Annotated in this window: 13 protein-coding genes and 1 tRNA gene; 9 read left to right on the top strand and 5 right to left on the bottom strand. The window is 56.6% G+C overall.

Annotation, left to right across the window (positions count from 1 at the left end; genetic code table 11):
- Nucleotides 1–45: 45 nt before the first annotated feature.
- Nucleotides 46–942 (bottom strand): hypothetical protein, encoded by an 897-nt coding sequence (locus HZB29_06050; GenBank protein ID MBI5815155.1) that lies wholly within the window; start codon nucleotides 940–942, stop codon nucleotides 46–48.
- Nucleotides 943–1,090: 148 nt separating this feature from the next.
- Here HZB29_06050 and HZB29_06045 point away from each other — a divergent pair, with 148 nt between their 5' ends.
- The 7 genes from HZB29_06045 to mqnC all read left to right on the top strand — a co-directional run bounded on the left by HZB29_06045 (nucleotide 1,091) and on the right by mqnC (nucleotide 9,691).
- Nucleotides 1,091–1,858, top strand: coding sequence for an FHA domain-containing protein (locus tag HZB29_06045; GenBank protein ID MBI5815154.1), 768 nt, complete (start codon nucleotides 1,091–1,093; stop codon nucleotides 1,856–1,858).
- 15 nt (nucleotides 1,859–1,873) lie between these two features.
- Nucleotides 1,874–2,920: an FHA domain-containing protein gene (locus tag HZB29_06040; GenBank protein MBI5815153.1), complete on the top strand. Its 1,047-nt coding sequence runs from the start codon at nucleotides 1,874–1,876 to the stop codon at nucleotides 2,918–2,920.
- Nucleotides 2,921–3,058: 138 nt separating this feature from the next.
- The gene (locus HZB29_06035) at nucleotides 3,059–4,582 is read left to right on the top strand and encodes an insulinase family protein (protein MBI5815152.1); all 1,524 of its coding nucleotides are present in this window, start codon (nucleotides 3,059–3,061) and stop codon (nucleotides 4,580–4,582) included.
- Nucleotides 4,579–6,042 (top strand): insulinase family protein, encoded by a 1,464-nt coding sequence (locus tag HZB29_06030; protein ID MBI5815151.1) that lies wholly within the window; start codon nucleotides 4,579–4,581, stop codon nucleotides 6,040–6,042. Before HZB29_06035 ends, HZB29_06030 begins: the two co-directional genes overlap by 4 nt.
- Nucleotides 6,043–6,066: 24 nt before the next feature.
- On the top strand, nucleotides 6,067–7,347 hold the full coding sequence (locus HZB29_06025) for an HlyC/CorC family transporter (protein ID MBI5815150.1): 1,281 nt from the start codon (nucleotides 6,067–6,069) through the stop codon (nucleotides 7,345–7,347).
- Nucleotides 7,344–8,621 (top strand): HlyC/CorC family transporter, encoded by a 1,278-nt coding sequence (locus tag HZB29_06020; GenBank protein ID MBI5815149.1) that lies wholly within the window; start codon nucleotides 7,344–7,346, stop codon nucleotides 8,619–8,621. Before HZB29_06025 ends, HZB29_06020 begins: the two co-directional genes overlap by 4 nt.
- Entirely contained in the window at nucleotides 8,618–9,691 is a 1,074-nt protein-coding gene (gene mqnC, locus HZB29_06015; protein ID MBI5815148.1) for a dehypoxanthine futalosine cyclase, read from the top strand. Before HZB29_06020 ends, mqnC begins: the two co-directional genes overlap by 4 nt.
- Nucleotides 9,692–9,699: 8 nt before the next feature.
- Here mqnC and HZB29_06010 read toward each other — a convergent pair whose 3' ends face one another.
- Nucleotides 9,700–10,875, bottom strand: a complete 1,176-nt coding sequence (locus HZB29_06010) for an amidohydrolase (GenBank protein MBI5815147.1) — start codon at nucleotides 10,873–10,875, stop codon at nucleotides 9,700–9,702.
- A 99-nt stretch (nucleotides 10,876–10,974) separates the two neighbouring features.
- Between HZB29_06010 and amrB the strand changes: the two genes are divergently transcribed.
- Both amrB and HZB29_06000 read left to right on the top strand, forming a co-directional pair.
- Entirely contained in the window at nucleotides 10,975–12,186 is a 1,212-nt protein-coding gene (amrB, locus tag HZB29_06005; protein MBI5815146.1) for an AmmeMemoRadiSam system protein B, read from the top strand.
- A 59-nt stretch (nucleotides 12,187–12,245) separates the two neighbouring features.
- On the top strand, nucleotides 12,246–13,004 hold the full coding sequence (locus tag HZB29_06000; protein ID MBI5815145.1) for a tetratricopeptide repeat protein: 759 nt from the start codon (nucleotides 12,246–12,248) through the stop codon (nucleotides 13,002–13,004).
- A 33-nt stretch (nucleotides 13,005–13,037) separates the two neighbouring features.
- Here HZB29_06000 and HZB29_05995 read toward each other — a convergent pair whose 3' ends face one another.
- The 3 genes from HZB29_05995 to HZB29_05985 form a co-directional block, all read right to left on the bottom strand.
- Complete coding sequence (locus HZB29_05995; protein ID MBI5815144.1) at nucleotides 13,038–13,424, bottom strand: response regulator; 387 nt, start codon at nucleotides 13,422–13,424, stop codon at nucleotides 13,038–13,040.
- 153 nt (nucleotides 13,425–13,577) lie between these two features.
- Nucleotides 13,578–13,666, bottom strand: a tRNA-Leu gene (locus tag HZB29_05990).
- 79 nt (nucleotides 13,667–13,745) lie between these two features.
- Complete coding sequence (locus tag HZB29_05985; protein ID MBI5815143.1) at nucleotides 13,746–14,213, bottom strand: Rrf2 family transcriptional regulator; 468 nt, start codon at nucleotides 14,211–14,213, stop codon at nucleotides 13,746–13,748.
- Nucleotides 14,214–14,231: the final 18 nt, after the last annotated feature.

The raw sequence follows: 14,231 nt of genomic DNA, 5'->3' as shown, positions 1-14,231 counted from the left end.
TTTAACCTGCCCCCTGCAAAGTTTATTTAATGCTGGAAGATATTGTCACTTCATCAGCCCCTTCATCTGGTCCACTATCTCCCCCGGCGTGGTGATGATCTTCGTGAATGTCCCCATGGTCAAAGCGGGCCAGTGAAGCGCTATGCGATACCGGCCGTATAAAATGAAAGCCGTGTTGTCCACCACGATAAGCTCGTATGGCATGGCGGAAACATGGTCCGTCCCGATTATTGGAAGGAAGAAAGGCTCGCCGCTCTTCGGGTCCGTCAGCCCCACGCCATAGACCGCTATTTTCTTTCCCGCCGGTTTGATGGCATACACCTTTTCGGCGCCTCCGACCCTGGCGGCGAGGTTCTTTTCGACCTTCGCGGTCAGCGTTTCAAAACTTTCGGGTTTGGCGTTAAGCTGGGACATGTCCTCGAAATACTCCATGCCGAGCATATAGTGATAATGTTCCAGCCCCTTGGGTTCCAGCCCGCCGCCCCCCATGGGAGCGGGTTTGCCGAAAGTGGCCATGGCGGCAAGAATATCCGCATGAGCCTTGGAAAGGGCCGCCTCGGCCTTTGAATATTCCTTCTGGGTGTATGCCCGGAACAGGTATTCGGGGTTAACGAATGTGACGGCCACTTTGTCCCCGTTTTGCTTTAGCCCGACTTTAAGCGCCGCCGCCAGCATCCGGGTGGGTGCAAGGCCGCCTAACGCCGCCTGAATGTCCCCCCTTGTGAACACCATGGACCGGAGCTTTGAGTCATTTGCCGGAGAGTATGCCCCTATAACCTCAAATCCGGCGGAGCCAAGCGCGGCTCCAACGGCCTTCTCAGCCTCTGCCACGGAGCCCTTGAAGTCCCCCGCCGCAAAGTATGGCTGTATCCCCGCTTCCGAAGAACGCGCCGCCAGAAGAATAAACAGAAAGGCCGTGAACACCATGAAAATTGTCCGCATTTCCCCACCCCCCTAATTTATATGCGAATAGATGAACGTTCCTGCTTAGATGCCCCATGTCGGGGATAGATGCCGGGCGGGAGCGATTTTTTCCATAATATCGCCGCTATGCTACAATTTCTGATATTAAAATAAGGAACGCCGGGCAATGATGGACCAAGACGATTCCCTCTGCTTCTATGTGGAGGGGGAGAAGGGGGCCGAGAAGATTTTCCCCCTTTTACGGGACGGCATGACCATCGGCCGCGAGCCCGGATGCGACATTCTGCTTCCCGATCCATCCGTCTCGAAAAAACACGCCCTGATAACCATCGAAAACGGCAGGACGATGATTTCCGACGGGACGGACGGCAAGAAAAGCAGCAACGGCGTTTACGTCAACGAAACGCGCATAAGCGCCCCTGTGACCCTGCAGGAGGGGGACGTGGTGAAAATGGGGGTGTTCAGGTTCGACATACGGTACACAACGGCCATAAACCACGAAGTGACGCTCGAGGAAGTAAGGGACAACGCCACCTTGACGCAATTCCTGGAGCGATGCCCCATCCGTAAGACCAGGGAGGATGATATTATCGCCCGGCTTGAAAAAATGCTTATGCCAGACCACCAGACCGTAAAAGCTTTCGATGAGGCGCTCGACCGCGCCATGGACAGGAACGAACTGCAGCGCGTGGCGTTTATATCCCGCTCCAAACAGGGGCTCATAAAATTGCTGGAAGAGAAGGAGGCCGCGCTGGCCGCCGCGGCGGAGCCTGATCCGGACACCACCATCACAGACACAAGCATGGACTTCGCCCACATCGCCAAAAGCCATGGCCATGGCGCAAGCAAGGGACGGGGATTGTTGCGGGCGACGCTTTTTGCCGCGCTTGCGGCCGCTTTGGCGTTGGCTGGCTGGATATTAACAGGGGAATAGGGGAAAGACCGCAAAGTGGGAAAAGAGAGTTTCCGCGATATATTTGGTGACCCGAAGTTCCGGGAGGCAAGGCTGGCCTCGCGCAAGATCTATGGCCTGCTTTCGGAGGCGTCCGAAAAACGTAAACTATATGAAGAGCTTGAGAGGGACTATTCCGCCAGGCTTGAGCAAATGGCGGCAAGCTGGGAGAAGCGTGAGACGCAAATCTCGCTTACACCCGCGCAGGCCGGGGAATTGATCGAGGAGCTGAAAGGCTCTTTGAACGAAGCTTGCGAGCGGGTGAAACATCTGCGGCGGGAGGTGCGTCTAAACCGGCTGCGGTTTAAGTCCAAGGAGTATGGAGCCGGGTATTTCACGGAAAAGCGCGACGAATTGAGGCGCGCGCTTGAAGTGGAACTGGCGGACGTTTCCTGGCTCAAGGAAGGGATGGCCATGCTTCGCAAGGCCGGGTCCTGGCGGGTTGACGACACGGCAATAGAGGTGATGGATGGCGCCCCGACGGATCCTGCCCATAAGAGGATGCCTTTGGACATGGAGCCGGAAGCGGGATCATACAAAGGTGGAACAGAACGCAAGAAGGAAATGGGGGGAGCCGTGAAAGAGGCTGAATCCGCCGGCGGCGCAGGCCAGCCGGGCAAGGGAGTGGAAAAGACTCCGGACGAGACCGGCGAGCACCGCAAGGCGCCGGATTTCAATCCTGACCAGACCATGGCCATATCCGAAGCGATGGTAGGCTCCGCCCCCGGGCGCCTTCTGGAACCGGCGCTGATGGTTCGCAAAAAGGATGGTGTAGAGCGTATAACGCTTGGGCGAAAGGACATCAGCGTCGGCAACATCAGGAATCCGGAAAACGATGTGAGCCTGTATGACACGCAGGTCTCCCGTCACCATGGAAAGATAGTTTACGACAACGTGACCCGCTCCTGGTTCTACCTGGACGTGGGAAGCACGAACGGATCGGAGCTAAACGGCAAGCCCCTCGCCCCTAACGATCCTGCGCTGATAAAAAACAACGACATAATCAAGGTGGGGGACACGGAGATAATGGTCTATCTGCCGTAATGGAGGCGCTGGCCGGCCAAGCGCGGGCGCACTGCCCATGCGCGGGCAATGTGCGCGGGCAATATTGACAGCAATGCCCTGTTAATCTAATATCATGGCTCGTGTCAACTACGATGGGAGCTTGAAGTTTTCAGCCTGATGGACAAACCGCCGAACGACGGCCCGCGTTGCAGGAGCCGCCGGTTCTCCGCCATCTGGCCGGCTCTCATCCTGTTTTTCGCCGCGGCGGGCGCCTCATCCACCGCCCTTGCCTTCGATTTGAAGGAGCGCGTAAAAGAATTCACCCTTCCCAACGGCCTTAAGGTCATCGTCCTTGAAAGGAGCGGCTCGCCCATTTTCGCCGCCCACATCACCTTCAAGGTAGGCTCCGTGGAGGAGCGGACGGGCTATTCCGGGGCGGCCCACATGCTAGAACACATGCTTTTCAAGGGGACCACGAACGTGGGCACCCGCGACTGGCCCAGTGAAAAGCCGCTGCTTGAAAAGGTGAACGAGGCGGGCGAGGAGCTGGACAATGCCGTCCGCGACGGGGCCGGCGAGGCGAAGATAAAGGAACTGCGCGAAAAGCTCAAGAGCGCCGAGGCGGAGCACAAGCAATACATCGTGTCCGAAAGCTACTCGAAGATATACTCCGCCGAAGGGGGCGTGGGCCACAACGCCGGGACCAGCAAGGACACCACAAATTACATCATCCGCCTTCCCGCCAACAAACTGGAGCTTTGGGCCAGGCTGGAGTCCGACAGGATGAAAAACCCCGTCCTGCGCGAATATTATTCCGAGCGGGACGTGGTGATGGAGGAGCTGCGCCGCAGTTATCTGAACGATCCCCAGGGCAAGCTGTACGAAAAGTTCCTGGACACGGCCTATTCCTCCCACCCTTACGGAAGGCCGATAATCGGCCGGGAAAAGGAAATCGCCACTTTGCCCATTTCGGAAGTTGAAAGATTTTTAAAGGCCTGGTACGCCCCCAACAACGCCGTCATAACCATTGTGGGAGACGTGAAATTCCACGAGGTCCGCGATGTGATAGTCACATATTTCGCCTCCATACCGAGGGTCAAATTGCCAGACCGGATTTCCACGGTGGAACCGGCGCAGGAAAAAGGGCGCAGGGTGGACGTGGAGTTTGACGCCAGCGGCGAGGTGATGATGGGCTTTCACAAGCCTGTGTTCCCCCATCCGGACGACGCCGCGTTCACCGTGATAGACGGTCTTCTTTCCGCCGGGAGAACCGGCAGATTTGACAAGAACATCGTGCGCGGCAAAAAGGCGGCCCTTTCGGTGGGGACATTCCAGGCCCCGGGTGACAGGTACCCTAACCTTTTTATCATAAGCGGGGAGCCGCGCCCGCCGAAGAGCACGGCCGATGTGGAAAAGGCCGTCTGGGAAGAGCTTGAACTGCTCAAAAAAACGCCTGTGGCGGCAAAAGAGCTTGAGAAAGTGAAGAACAACATCGAGGCCGATTTCATCCGCGGCCTGGTGTCGCACTACGGAATGGCCAGGTTGCTGGCGCATTACGAGGTGGTCACCGGCGATTGGCGCAATATTCTAAAAGAGCTGGAGATGATAAAGGGGGTCACCACCACGGACGTGCAGCGGGTGGCCAAAAAATATTTTGTCCGGGGCAACCTGACGGTGGGCACTCTGGTGAAAAAGAAATGAGACAGATTACGCGAGGGCTGGTTCTCGCATTGACAATACAGGTACTCGGCGGGTGTTATCCCACGCTTGCAAAGATACAGCCGGAGCCTACCAAATCGTCGGTGGACAGGTTTTACCTGCTCGATTACAAACCGATCAAGACCGATGTCCCCAAAACTAAAGTCGTCACCCTTTCCAACGGGATGCGTGTTCACCTTATGCCGGACAAGGAGCTGCCGATAGTAAACGTGATGGCCATGGCTAAAACCGGCTCCATTTGGGATCCGGCCGGGACGACAGGCCTTGCGGCGCTAACGGGGGCGGTGTGGAGGTCCGGCGGGGCGGCGTCCATGCCTGCGGACGCGCTGGACGAAAAGCTTGAAAGCATGGCCGCCTCCGTGGAGACCGGCATTGCGGACGAAGCTGGCAGGGCGTCGCTTTCGGTGATGAGCAAGGACTTAAAAGAAGGGCTGGCGATATTCGCCGATGTCCTTCGCAGGCCGAGGTTCGACAACGACAGGCTGGAACTGGCCCGGGCGCGGATGCTCGACGGTATCCGCCGCGAGAACGACGAGCCCACCGGGATAGGCGACAGGGAGCTTTCAAAGCTGATTTATAAGGGCTCACCATACGGAGCGCGTCCGACAATGGAGTCTGTGAAATCCATCACACGGCGCGATGTTGTGGAATTTTATAAAAACAGCGTACGCCCCTCTTCTGTGATTATGGGTGTGACCGGGGATTTTGACGAAAAGGATCTGATGTCCACCCTTGAGAAGCTGTTTGGGGACTGGCAGGGAGAGCCCGCAAATCTTCGCGCCACGCCTAAGGCCGCGGATGACCACGAAAGAAGATTGTACCTCGCGGCCAAGAAGCTTCCGCAGGCGGTGATAAGGGCGGGCCATCTTGGCCTTAAGAGGACAGATCCGGATTATCAGGCGGTGCGGGTGATGGATGAAATACTGGGCGGGTCCGGATTCGCCTCCCGTCTTATGCAGAAAGTGCGGACGGACAAAGGTCTGGCCTATTCCGTCTGGTCTTATAATATGGGCGGAAGATGGGAAAATGGCTCATTTACGATGGGCGCCGAGACCAAGACGCAAAGCGCCGGAGAAGTGCTTTCCATCTTCATGGACGAGGTTTCGAAAATGAGGACCGGAAAGGTGGACCCAATGGAGCTTAAAGCGGCGAAAGACTCGCTGATAAACTCCTTCGTTTTCATTTTCGACACGCCGGGGCGCATCCTTGAGCAGCGCATGATAATAGACTATTACGGCATGCCGGCCGATTACCTGGAGACGTTCCGGGAAAAAGTGATGAAAGTGACCGCGGACGACGTGCTGGAAGCGGCGAAAAACCATCTAAGACCTGATGAATTAAAGATAGTGGTGGTTGGGGACCCGGCCGGGCTGGAAAAGCAGCTGGCTGGTTTTGGAAAGGTGGAGAGGATATCCTTGCGCGAATATCCTTCACGCGATTGATGCGCCAGAACATAGTGTTTTGACATGGACGAATCCTTGACTTTCCGTTGGGTGCTTTTGCCCGTGCTGTTGTCGGCCTCCGCCTTTTTTTCCGGCAGCGAGGTGGCGTTCTTTTCGCTGACGCGGCTGCAGGTGGAAAAGCTCGGCAGGGAGCGCGGATTGATGGGGGAGCGCGTGGCCGCTCTCCTTTCCGATCCGCAAAAACTGCTTGTCACCCTTTACATCGCCAACGAGCTTGTGAACGTGGCCATATCGTCGGTCATGACTTTCCTTGCCCTGGAGCTTTTCGGCGACGCAGGGGTGGCCCTGGCGCTGGGAGCGGGGGTGTTTGCCCTGCTGGTGTTCGGCGAAATCACCCCCAAGACTTTCGCTCATTACAGCAATGAAAAGTGGGCGCTGCTGTCATCGGTCCCGCTCACGGTGTTCATGTGGGTGATTTCCCCCGTCCAGATAGTGGTGACGTGGCTGGCGGCGGGAATAGCAAGCTGGTTCGGAGGCAAGGCATCCTCGGCCAGCTCCATGCTCACGGAAGACGAGATCAAGACCCTCATGGAGAAAAGCGCCAACGAGGGAGTGATAGACGAAGGGGAGCGGGAGATGATCCGCTCCGTGTTCGATCTGGGCGACCTGACGGTGCGGGAGGTGATGACCCCCAGGACTGAAATACTGGCCCTGGACGTCTCCACGCCGCTTGTGGAGGCGTGGGGGAAAATGGCGGAGTCCAGCTTTGCCCGCGCCCCTGTGTTCCACGGCGCCATAGACAATATCGAGGGGGTGCTTTTCAAAAAGGACCTGCTCAAGCTGTCACACCCGCCAGATCCGGCCGTGACGCTCAAGAGCCTGCTTCGCGAACCGTTCATAGTGCCGGAGACGATGACGATAAACGAACTGCTGCGCGAGTTTAAGAAGCGCAAGAGCCACATGGCCGTGGCCATGGACGAGTATGGCGGCGTGCAGGGGGTGATCACACTGGACGACATAATAAGCGAATTGATCGGCGTAAATCCCAGCCAGATCCGCGAGCAGGGGCATGATGTAAAAAGGGCGGGAGCGGACACCTATATCATACAGGCCTCGATGCCGCTGGAGGATTTCAGCGAGCGGTTCAACACCAACCTGGAGCATGAAGAGCTTGAGACCATCGGCGGTTACGTGTTCCATCTGTTCGGGCGCGTTCCTGCGACCGGGGAAAGCGTGGAGGCCGAGGGGCTGACTTTCACCGTGGAGCGCCTGAAAGGGCGCAGGATAACGGAGCTTCGGATGAAAGCGCCGGGCCATAATGGCGGGCATGAGGGGGAAGAGTGACGATGGAAATAGCGCTCACCGTCATCCTTATCCTTTTCTTCCTGGTGCTGGAAGGATTTTTTTCCGGCAGCGAACTGGCGTTGATTTCGTTTAACCGGATAAAGATGCGCCACATGGCCGAGAACGGCGACGAAAGGGCCGCCAAGCTTGAAAACCTGCTGAAACGGCCGGAGCGGATTTTCGGCGCCACATCCGCGGGCACCAATGTAAGCGTCTTCGCCGGGTCGGCCATCGCCACAGCTTTCGCCGCATCGCGGCTGGGGGAAAGTGACGCGGATTTCTATGCCTTCCTGGTGATGGGGCCCCTGACGCTAATTTTAGGGGAAATAGTCCCGAAAATGGTCTTCCGCCGGCATGCGGACTGGCTGGCCCCTTATATCGGCAATCCCCTTTCCGCCGCGCAGAAGCTTTTCGCTCCGCTGTTGGCCGTGACTTCCCTGATATCCCGCGCATTTGTCCGGGTGTTCCTCGGGCGCAAAGGGCTCTCCTCCGGGCTTGTGAGCAGGGAGGAGATCCTGCTGCTCACAAAGATGAGCGAGGACAGGCTCGACCTGGCCCACGAAGAAAAGAAAATGATCCACAAGATATTCGAGTTCAAGACCAACACGGTGGACACGGTCATGAGGCCGCTTGTGACAGTTGTCGGCGTGCCGTCCGTTTCCACCCTGGCCGAGGCGAAGGCCAGGATAGCCGAAAGCGGCTACTCCAGGCTGCCTGTGTTCGTGGAACGCATATTCAACATCGCCGGGATAATCGGCGCGTTCGACATTTTAAAGTACCAGGACCTCTCCATCCGTGTGGACAAGGTGATGGCGCCCGCGTTCTACACCCCCGTCACCAAGCGCAACCCCGTGCTGCTAAAGGAAATGCAGGAGAACAACGTCCACATGGCGGTTGTGGTGGACGAATACGGCGGGGCCATCGGCATCGTCACCATAGAGGACCTGGTGGAGGAAATCGTCGGCGAGATAGAGGACGAATATGACAGCCCCGTGAAATTCTTTGAAAAACTCGGCGGAGGCCGCTACGTCATTGACGCGATGATGGAGATAGACAGCCTCAACGAAGAGCTTGGCCTGGGCGTCCCCAAAGGGGATTACGAGACCCTTTCCGGCTTTGTCAACGACGCCGTGGAGCGAATCCCGCGCATACGTGAAACTATGGCCATCGGGCCGTACCTTATCACGATCCTGGACGCCACGGAGCGCAAGGTGAAATCGGTGGAGCTGCTGGATTTGCGGGGCGGAGGCGAGGCGGAGAAGGCCCCAAAATGACGGACGTGAGAGAATTAGAAAAGATTCTGGAGGAGACCGGCGGCGGCGCTCGTCTTTCGGACGAGGACGCCATGCGGCTTATGGAATCCACGGACATCCTTTCCCTCGGCCAGGCGGCAAACGCCATTCGTATGGCGAAAAAACCTGAGTTGGTGGTCACATACATAATCGACCGGAACATCAACTATACCAACGTGTGCGTTTCCGGCTGCCGGTTCTGCGCCTTTTTCCGGGTGGAGGGGGCGGAGGACGGTTATGTGCTCCCCTTTGAGGAAATAGACCGCAAGATCGCCGAAACTGTGGAGCTTGGCGGATCGCAGATTCTGATGCAAGGGGGATTGCATCCCACCCACACCATCGAATGGTATGAGGAGCTTTTGCGGCAGATCAAAACGAAGCACGGCGTCCATGTGCACGCCTTCTCCCCGCCGGAGATTGTCCATATCGCCAGCCTGTCGGGATTGACGGTGTCCGGAGCCATCCGCAGGCTCAAGGACGCCGGGCTGGACTCCATCCCCGGCGGCGGGGCGGAGATACTTGTGGACAGGGTGCGCAACAAAATCAGCCCCGGCAAGTGCGGCGCGGACGAATGGATAGATGTGATGCGCCAGGCGCACAAGCTTGGCATGCGCACCACCGCCACCATGATGTTCGGCCATATAGAAACGCTTTGCGAGCGTGTGGAGAGTCTGCGAAGAATCCGTGATTTGCAGGACGAAACCGGGGGGTTCACCGCGTTCATCCCATGGACGTTCCAGCCGGACAACACGGCCATCAAGCTTGAAAGCAAAAGCGGCGGATTCGATTACCTGAGGACGCTGGCCGTCTCCCGGCTGTATCTGGACAATGTGGACAACATGCAGTCATCTTGGGTGACCCAGGGGCCCAAAATCGCGCAGATGGCCCTATATTTCGGCGCAAACGACATGGGGTCCACCATGATCGAGGAGAACGTGGTGGCCGCCGCGGGAGTGGCGTTCCGGATGAGCGAGAAGGATATCCGGCGCATCATCGAGGACGCCGGTTACGTTCCGAAGCGGAGGAACATGAGGTACGAACTGCTGGAATGACAGGCGTTTTAGTGTTTTGACTTTTTGCCTTCCCGCCCATCAAAGACCATTGCCCCGTCCACCATCGTCATCACGCACCTTGCTCCGCCGTCGAGCGGGTGGCCGGTGAATATGGCGATGTCCGCGTCCTTCCCTTTTTCCAGCGACCCCACCCGCTTTTCCACTCCCAGCGTGATGGCCGGATTAATGGTCACGGTTTTAAACACCTCTGTCCTGTCCGCCCCGTAGTCGCGAACAAGCTTTATCGCCTCCTGCCGGATGTCCTGTATGGGCATCACCGGATGGTCGGTGATAAGCGCCACCCGGACGCCTGCCTCCATGCAGCGCACCGCGTTGTCCCGCGCAAGGTCTTTAAGTTCAATCTTGCTCCTGCTGGAGGATGTGGGGCCGATGTTCACCGGTATTTTTTTCGCCGCCAGGATGTCGGCGATCTTGTACGCCTCGGTCCCATGCTCGATCACAAGCTTTAACCCGAATTCCTCCGCGATGCGGATGGCCGTCATTATGTCGTCCGCCCGGTGGGCATGGACGCGGGCCGGGAGTTTTCCTGCGACCACGGATTGCAGGGCTTCCAGTTTCAGGTCTCGCGCGGTGTCTTTCTTCGCCGCAACTTTCTTTTTATAGTTTATCGCCTCCACAAGCGTGGAGCGCAGTACGGCGGCGATCCCCATCCTTGTCATGGGAGCTTTGTGTTTTTCCCCATACACCCTCTTCGGATTTTCCCCGGTGGCCATCTTCTGGCCGATATCCTTTGCAATCACCATGTCGTCCGCCGTGCGCCCAAATGTTTTAGCGGCACATATGGAGCCGCCGATGACATTGGCGGAACCTGGTGTTATCATCACGCAGGTTACGCCCCCTTCGCGCGCTTCAATAAAGGCCCTGTCCGTGTGGTCTATGGAGTCGATGGCGCGCACATGGGGGGTTACGGGATCTATCATCTCGTTGCCGTCCTCGCCCGGCGCGCCGGTCCCTTCGGCGTAAACGCCAAGGTGGGTGTGCGCGTCTATCAGGCCGGGAGATACGGTCAATCCCCCTGCGTCTATTTTTTCGCAAGCTCCCAAGGGGATCGTTCTGGCCGCGCCGGCGTATTCGATCCTGCCACCGCGGATCAACACAAGTCCGTTTCCTATCAATCCCGCCGGAGTGATCACATCTCCCCCTGTCACCGCTATCCGCTTCATTGCCGTCCCTTGGATATTTATTATGTATGAATGACGATTCTACCTGAAAATCGGATGTAGAATGACAGACAGGCGTTTTAAATCAGGTGGCGGCCGATTATGAATGATTTTCCGTTGCTGCGCAATGTGCAAGCTTCTGTCGGCGAACACGATGGGCGGCGGATGGTGACTTTTTTCGATCCCGCGAATTTCTGTGAAACGCCCATCTCCGTTTCTCTGCCGGCGTTTTTTGTCATGTCAATGATGGACGGCTCCAGGAGCGTCGAAATACTCTGCGAGGAGTTCGAGGCCCAGTTCGGCCAGCCTATGGAGCCGGGTGAAGTGGCCGGGCTTGTACACGCGCTCGACGAGGCATACCTTCTGGACAATGAGAGGTTCCGCGGCCGCAAAAAGGCTGTGACGGACGAATTCAATTCGCTCAAAACCCGCCCCGCCGCGTTTGCCGGGAAAAGTTATCCGGATGACAGCGCAGAACTTAAGGGAGTGCTCGATTCACTTCTAAAATCGGCGGCGACGGATGAGCCTGCAAACGGGCTTAAGGCGGTGGTCGTTCCGCATATTGATTTTCGCGTGGGGGGGGACATGATGGCGGCGGGATGGAGCCGGGCGGCCAAAAGCGGCGCGGAACTCTTTATAATCCTCGGCATCGGCCATGCGTTGACGGATGATTTTTTCGCCTGCATAGACAAGGATTTCGAAACGCCGGCGGGAACGATGCGGGTGGACGGGGAATTTATCGCAAATTTCTCGAAAAATTTCGGCGAAGACATTTTGGGCAACGCCCATGCCCATCGGACGGAGCATTCCATCGAGTTTGCGGCGCTGTTCATGGCGCACATATTCGGCCGGAATCCGGCGGTCACAGCGGTCCCCATACTCCTTTCGTTTCCGGAAGAAGCGCTCAAGATGGACCATCCTCTGTTCAACGTTCGGCGGATCGCAAAGTTCATCGAAGCGCTCAAAAAGACCGTATCCGAATCCGGCCGCAAAGCATGTTACGCCGCCAGCGTTGATTTCGCCCATGTGGGCCAAAGGTTCGGGGACAGCCATGCGGTGGACGGCCGGGAGCTGGACAGGATAAAGACCGACGACACGGCGCTTCTTTCCGCCCTTGCCCGCATTGACAACGAGGCGTTCGTCAACCAGATCGAGCGCAAGAACAAGACCAACCGCGTTTGCGGGTTTCCCGCGCTTTACACCCTGATTGCGGCGAGCGGGGCCAGGTCCGGCCAGGTGCTCGGCTACAGGCAGAACGTGGAGGGGGAGAATGAGAACGTGGTAAGCTTCGCCACGATGGCCCTTCACGGCTGAACAGCAGGCGATTTTATGCTATTCTTGAGCAACTTTTAAAACAGCGGACGGTGTTGGTGATGACTGCGGAAGATATCAAGGGAATTTATTACGAGACAAAAAAAATGGAGGCCGGCACTATGGCCACCAGGAGGGTGCATGACACTCCTCACGACCTGCATTACTACGCGAAAACCAACACCAAAGGGGATGTGGACCTTTTTTATCTGAAACCTGACGGAACCCCCACCTCCATAGTGGTGGACACGGTGGCCATGGACGCATTCAAGGAGCGGTTCAAGGACTGTTCCACCCACCAGTGCGAGTTCAAGCCCAAGACCGAGGACGACAAGAAAAAAGAGGCTTCTGATAAAAAGGCCAATATGGCCCAAATACACCTGGAGAAAAAGGAATATCACGCCGCCGCCTTCGAGTTCGGCCAGGCCATAAAGATCGACGAGAAGAACATAGTGGCCCACCTGGGAAAAGGGAAGGCGCACATGGAGCTTGGCGAGGTGGACAAGGCCAAGGAGACCTTCGAAAAGCTTTCCACCATAGACACGATATACGACAAGGACAACAAGCACCTGTTTAACGAATACGGCATCGAACTTCGGCGCGGGAAGATGTACGACCTGGCCGTGACAAACTATACAAAGGCGATAGAAATAGACCCGGACGACGAGGCGCTGTATTTCAACATGGCGCGGGCGTTGCATGAAAACGGAAACGCCTCCGACGCGGTGAAGTGCCTTGAGCAGGCGCTAAAGATAAAGCCGGACTTCAATGAGGCCAAGCTCCTCCATGGAGTGATAACCAAGAGCGCCGCGGGGAAATAGTGATCCGGATGGCGGCCATCCGGAAAGGAACGGCTATTTCTTGAGGACCTTCTTGAGTTTATCCTCAAGCACAGCCGCGGTGAACGGTTTGACCACATAGTCGTTGACCCCTGCCTGGGCGGCGGCGATTATGTTGTCCTTCAAAGCTTCCGCCGTGACCATTATCACCGGGACGTTCTTGGTGTTCGGATCGGCCCTGATGGCCTTCAGGAATTCAAGTCCGCTCATCTGCGGCATGTTCCAGTCCAGCAGGATCACGTCGTAGAGGCTTTGCTGCACCTTGGGAAGGGCGGTGGAGCCGTCGTCCGCCTCGTCCACATTCCTGATGCCAAGCTGGCCCAGGATGTTCTTCTCAATTTTCCGCATGGTGGCGAAATCGTCGACAACAAGCACTCTGATATTGGGATCTAAATCTGACATTGCTACCCTCTGGTCAAGTTGTATGTCCCCATTTTCATCATTATCATATTTTTAATAAAATAATAGTCAAGCTAAATAAAAGGAACGGGGGCTGAACCTTTTTCAGACGCGCCTATTCATGGCGGCGGCGAGCGCGGATTTACGGGTTGAAGTTGGTGCCGGAGGTCGGAATCGAACCGACACATGGGGTAACCCATACGGGATTTTGAGTCCCGCGCGTCTACCAGTTTCACCACTCCGGCGATGAATAGGTGATTATAGATAAGAGGAGCGGTCCAGTCCACACTTTGTGCCGAATAAAATGGAGGCCCGCCGGAAATATTATCCCACAGGGAGGGCGGGAGTCCTTTTCACCAGACCCGCCTCGGTCTTCAATGTATGAGTCTGGACGCACAGCCTCAACAAGGTGTAGCTTTTGAGAAGGTCCTTGAAAGTGTTCTTAAAATCGGAATAGAACTGGTTTATCACGCAAAGATTATGGTCCTGCCCGCATTTGGCGGAAACGGATATCCCGCAGTCCCAAGGTTCGATCCTTCCCTCCGTCACCTGGTAGATGTCGTACAGGGAAATTTCCTCCGGCCCCAGGTTCAAGGCATACCCTCCCTGATAGCCGCGTACGCTGCGCACAAGCCCCGCCTTTTTCAGGTCGGACAGTATCTGCTCTAAAAATCTGTAAGGGATTTTAAGTTTCTCGGACAATATCCTCCCCGACACAGGGGCCTCATCCGGCTCGCATTTAAGATATAGCAACGCCAAAAGGGCGTATTCAAACTTGGCTGAGAATTTCATTTTATCAATTCCTTAAAT

Source organism: Nitrospinota bacterium, assembly GCA_016235255.1.
Lineage (GTDB): Bacteria > Nitrospinota_A > UBA7883 > UBA7883 > JACRLM01 > JACRLM01.
Note: the sequence above shows the minus strand (reverse complement) of the source record. Positions and strands in the feature narration are given on the sequence as shown.

What these genes read in the sequence shown, in the direction of transcription:
- HZB29_06050 (MBI5815155.1), bottom strand. Translation starts at nt 942, where the DNA reads ATGCGGACAATTTTCATGGTGTTCACGGCCTTTCTGTTTATTCTTCTG.
- HZB29_06045 (MBI5815154.1), top strand. Translation starts at nt 1,091, where the DNA reads ATGATGGACCAAGACGATTCCCTCTGCTTCTATGTGGAGGGGGAGAAG.
- HZB29_06035 (MBI5815152.1), top strand. Translation starts at nt 3,059, where the DNA reads ATGGACAAACCGCCGAACGACGGCCCGCGTTGCAGGAGCCGCCGGTTC.
- HZB29_06030 (MBI5815151.1), top strand. Translation starts at nt 4,579, where the DNA reads ATGAGACAGATTACGCGAGGGCTGGTTCTCGCATTGACAATACAGGTA.
- HZB29_06025 (MBI5815150.1), top strand. Translation starts at nt 6,067, where the DNA reads ATGGACGAATCCTTGACTTTCCGTTGGGTGCTTTTGCCCGTGCTGTTG.
- mqnC (MBI5815148.1), top strand. Translation starts at nt 8,618, where the DNA reads ATGACGGACGTGAGAGAATTAGAAAAGATTCTGGAGGAGACCGGCGGC.
- HZB29_06010 (MBI5815147.1), bottom strand. Translation starts at nt 10,875, where the DNA reads ATGAAGCGGATAGCGGTGACAGGGGGAGATGTGATCACTCCGGCGGGA.
- amrB (MBI5815146.1), top strand. Translation starts at nt 10,975, where the DNA reads ATGAATGATTTTCCGTTGCTGCGCAATGTGCAAGCTTCTGTCGGCGAA.
- HZB29_06000 (MBI5815145.1), top strand. Translation starts at nt 12,246, where the DNA reads ATGACTGCGGAAGATATCAAGGGAATTTATTACGAGACAAAAAAAATG.
- HZB29_05995 (MBI5815144.1), bottom strand. Translation starts at nt 13,424, where the DNA reads ATGTCAGATTTAGATCCCAATATCAGAGTGCTTGTTGTCGACGATTTC.
- HZB29_05985 (MBI5815143.1), bottom strand. Translation starts at nt 14,213, where the DNA reads ATGAAATTCTCAGCCAAGTTTGAATACGCCCTTTTGGCGTTGCTATAT.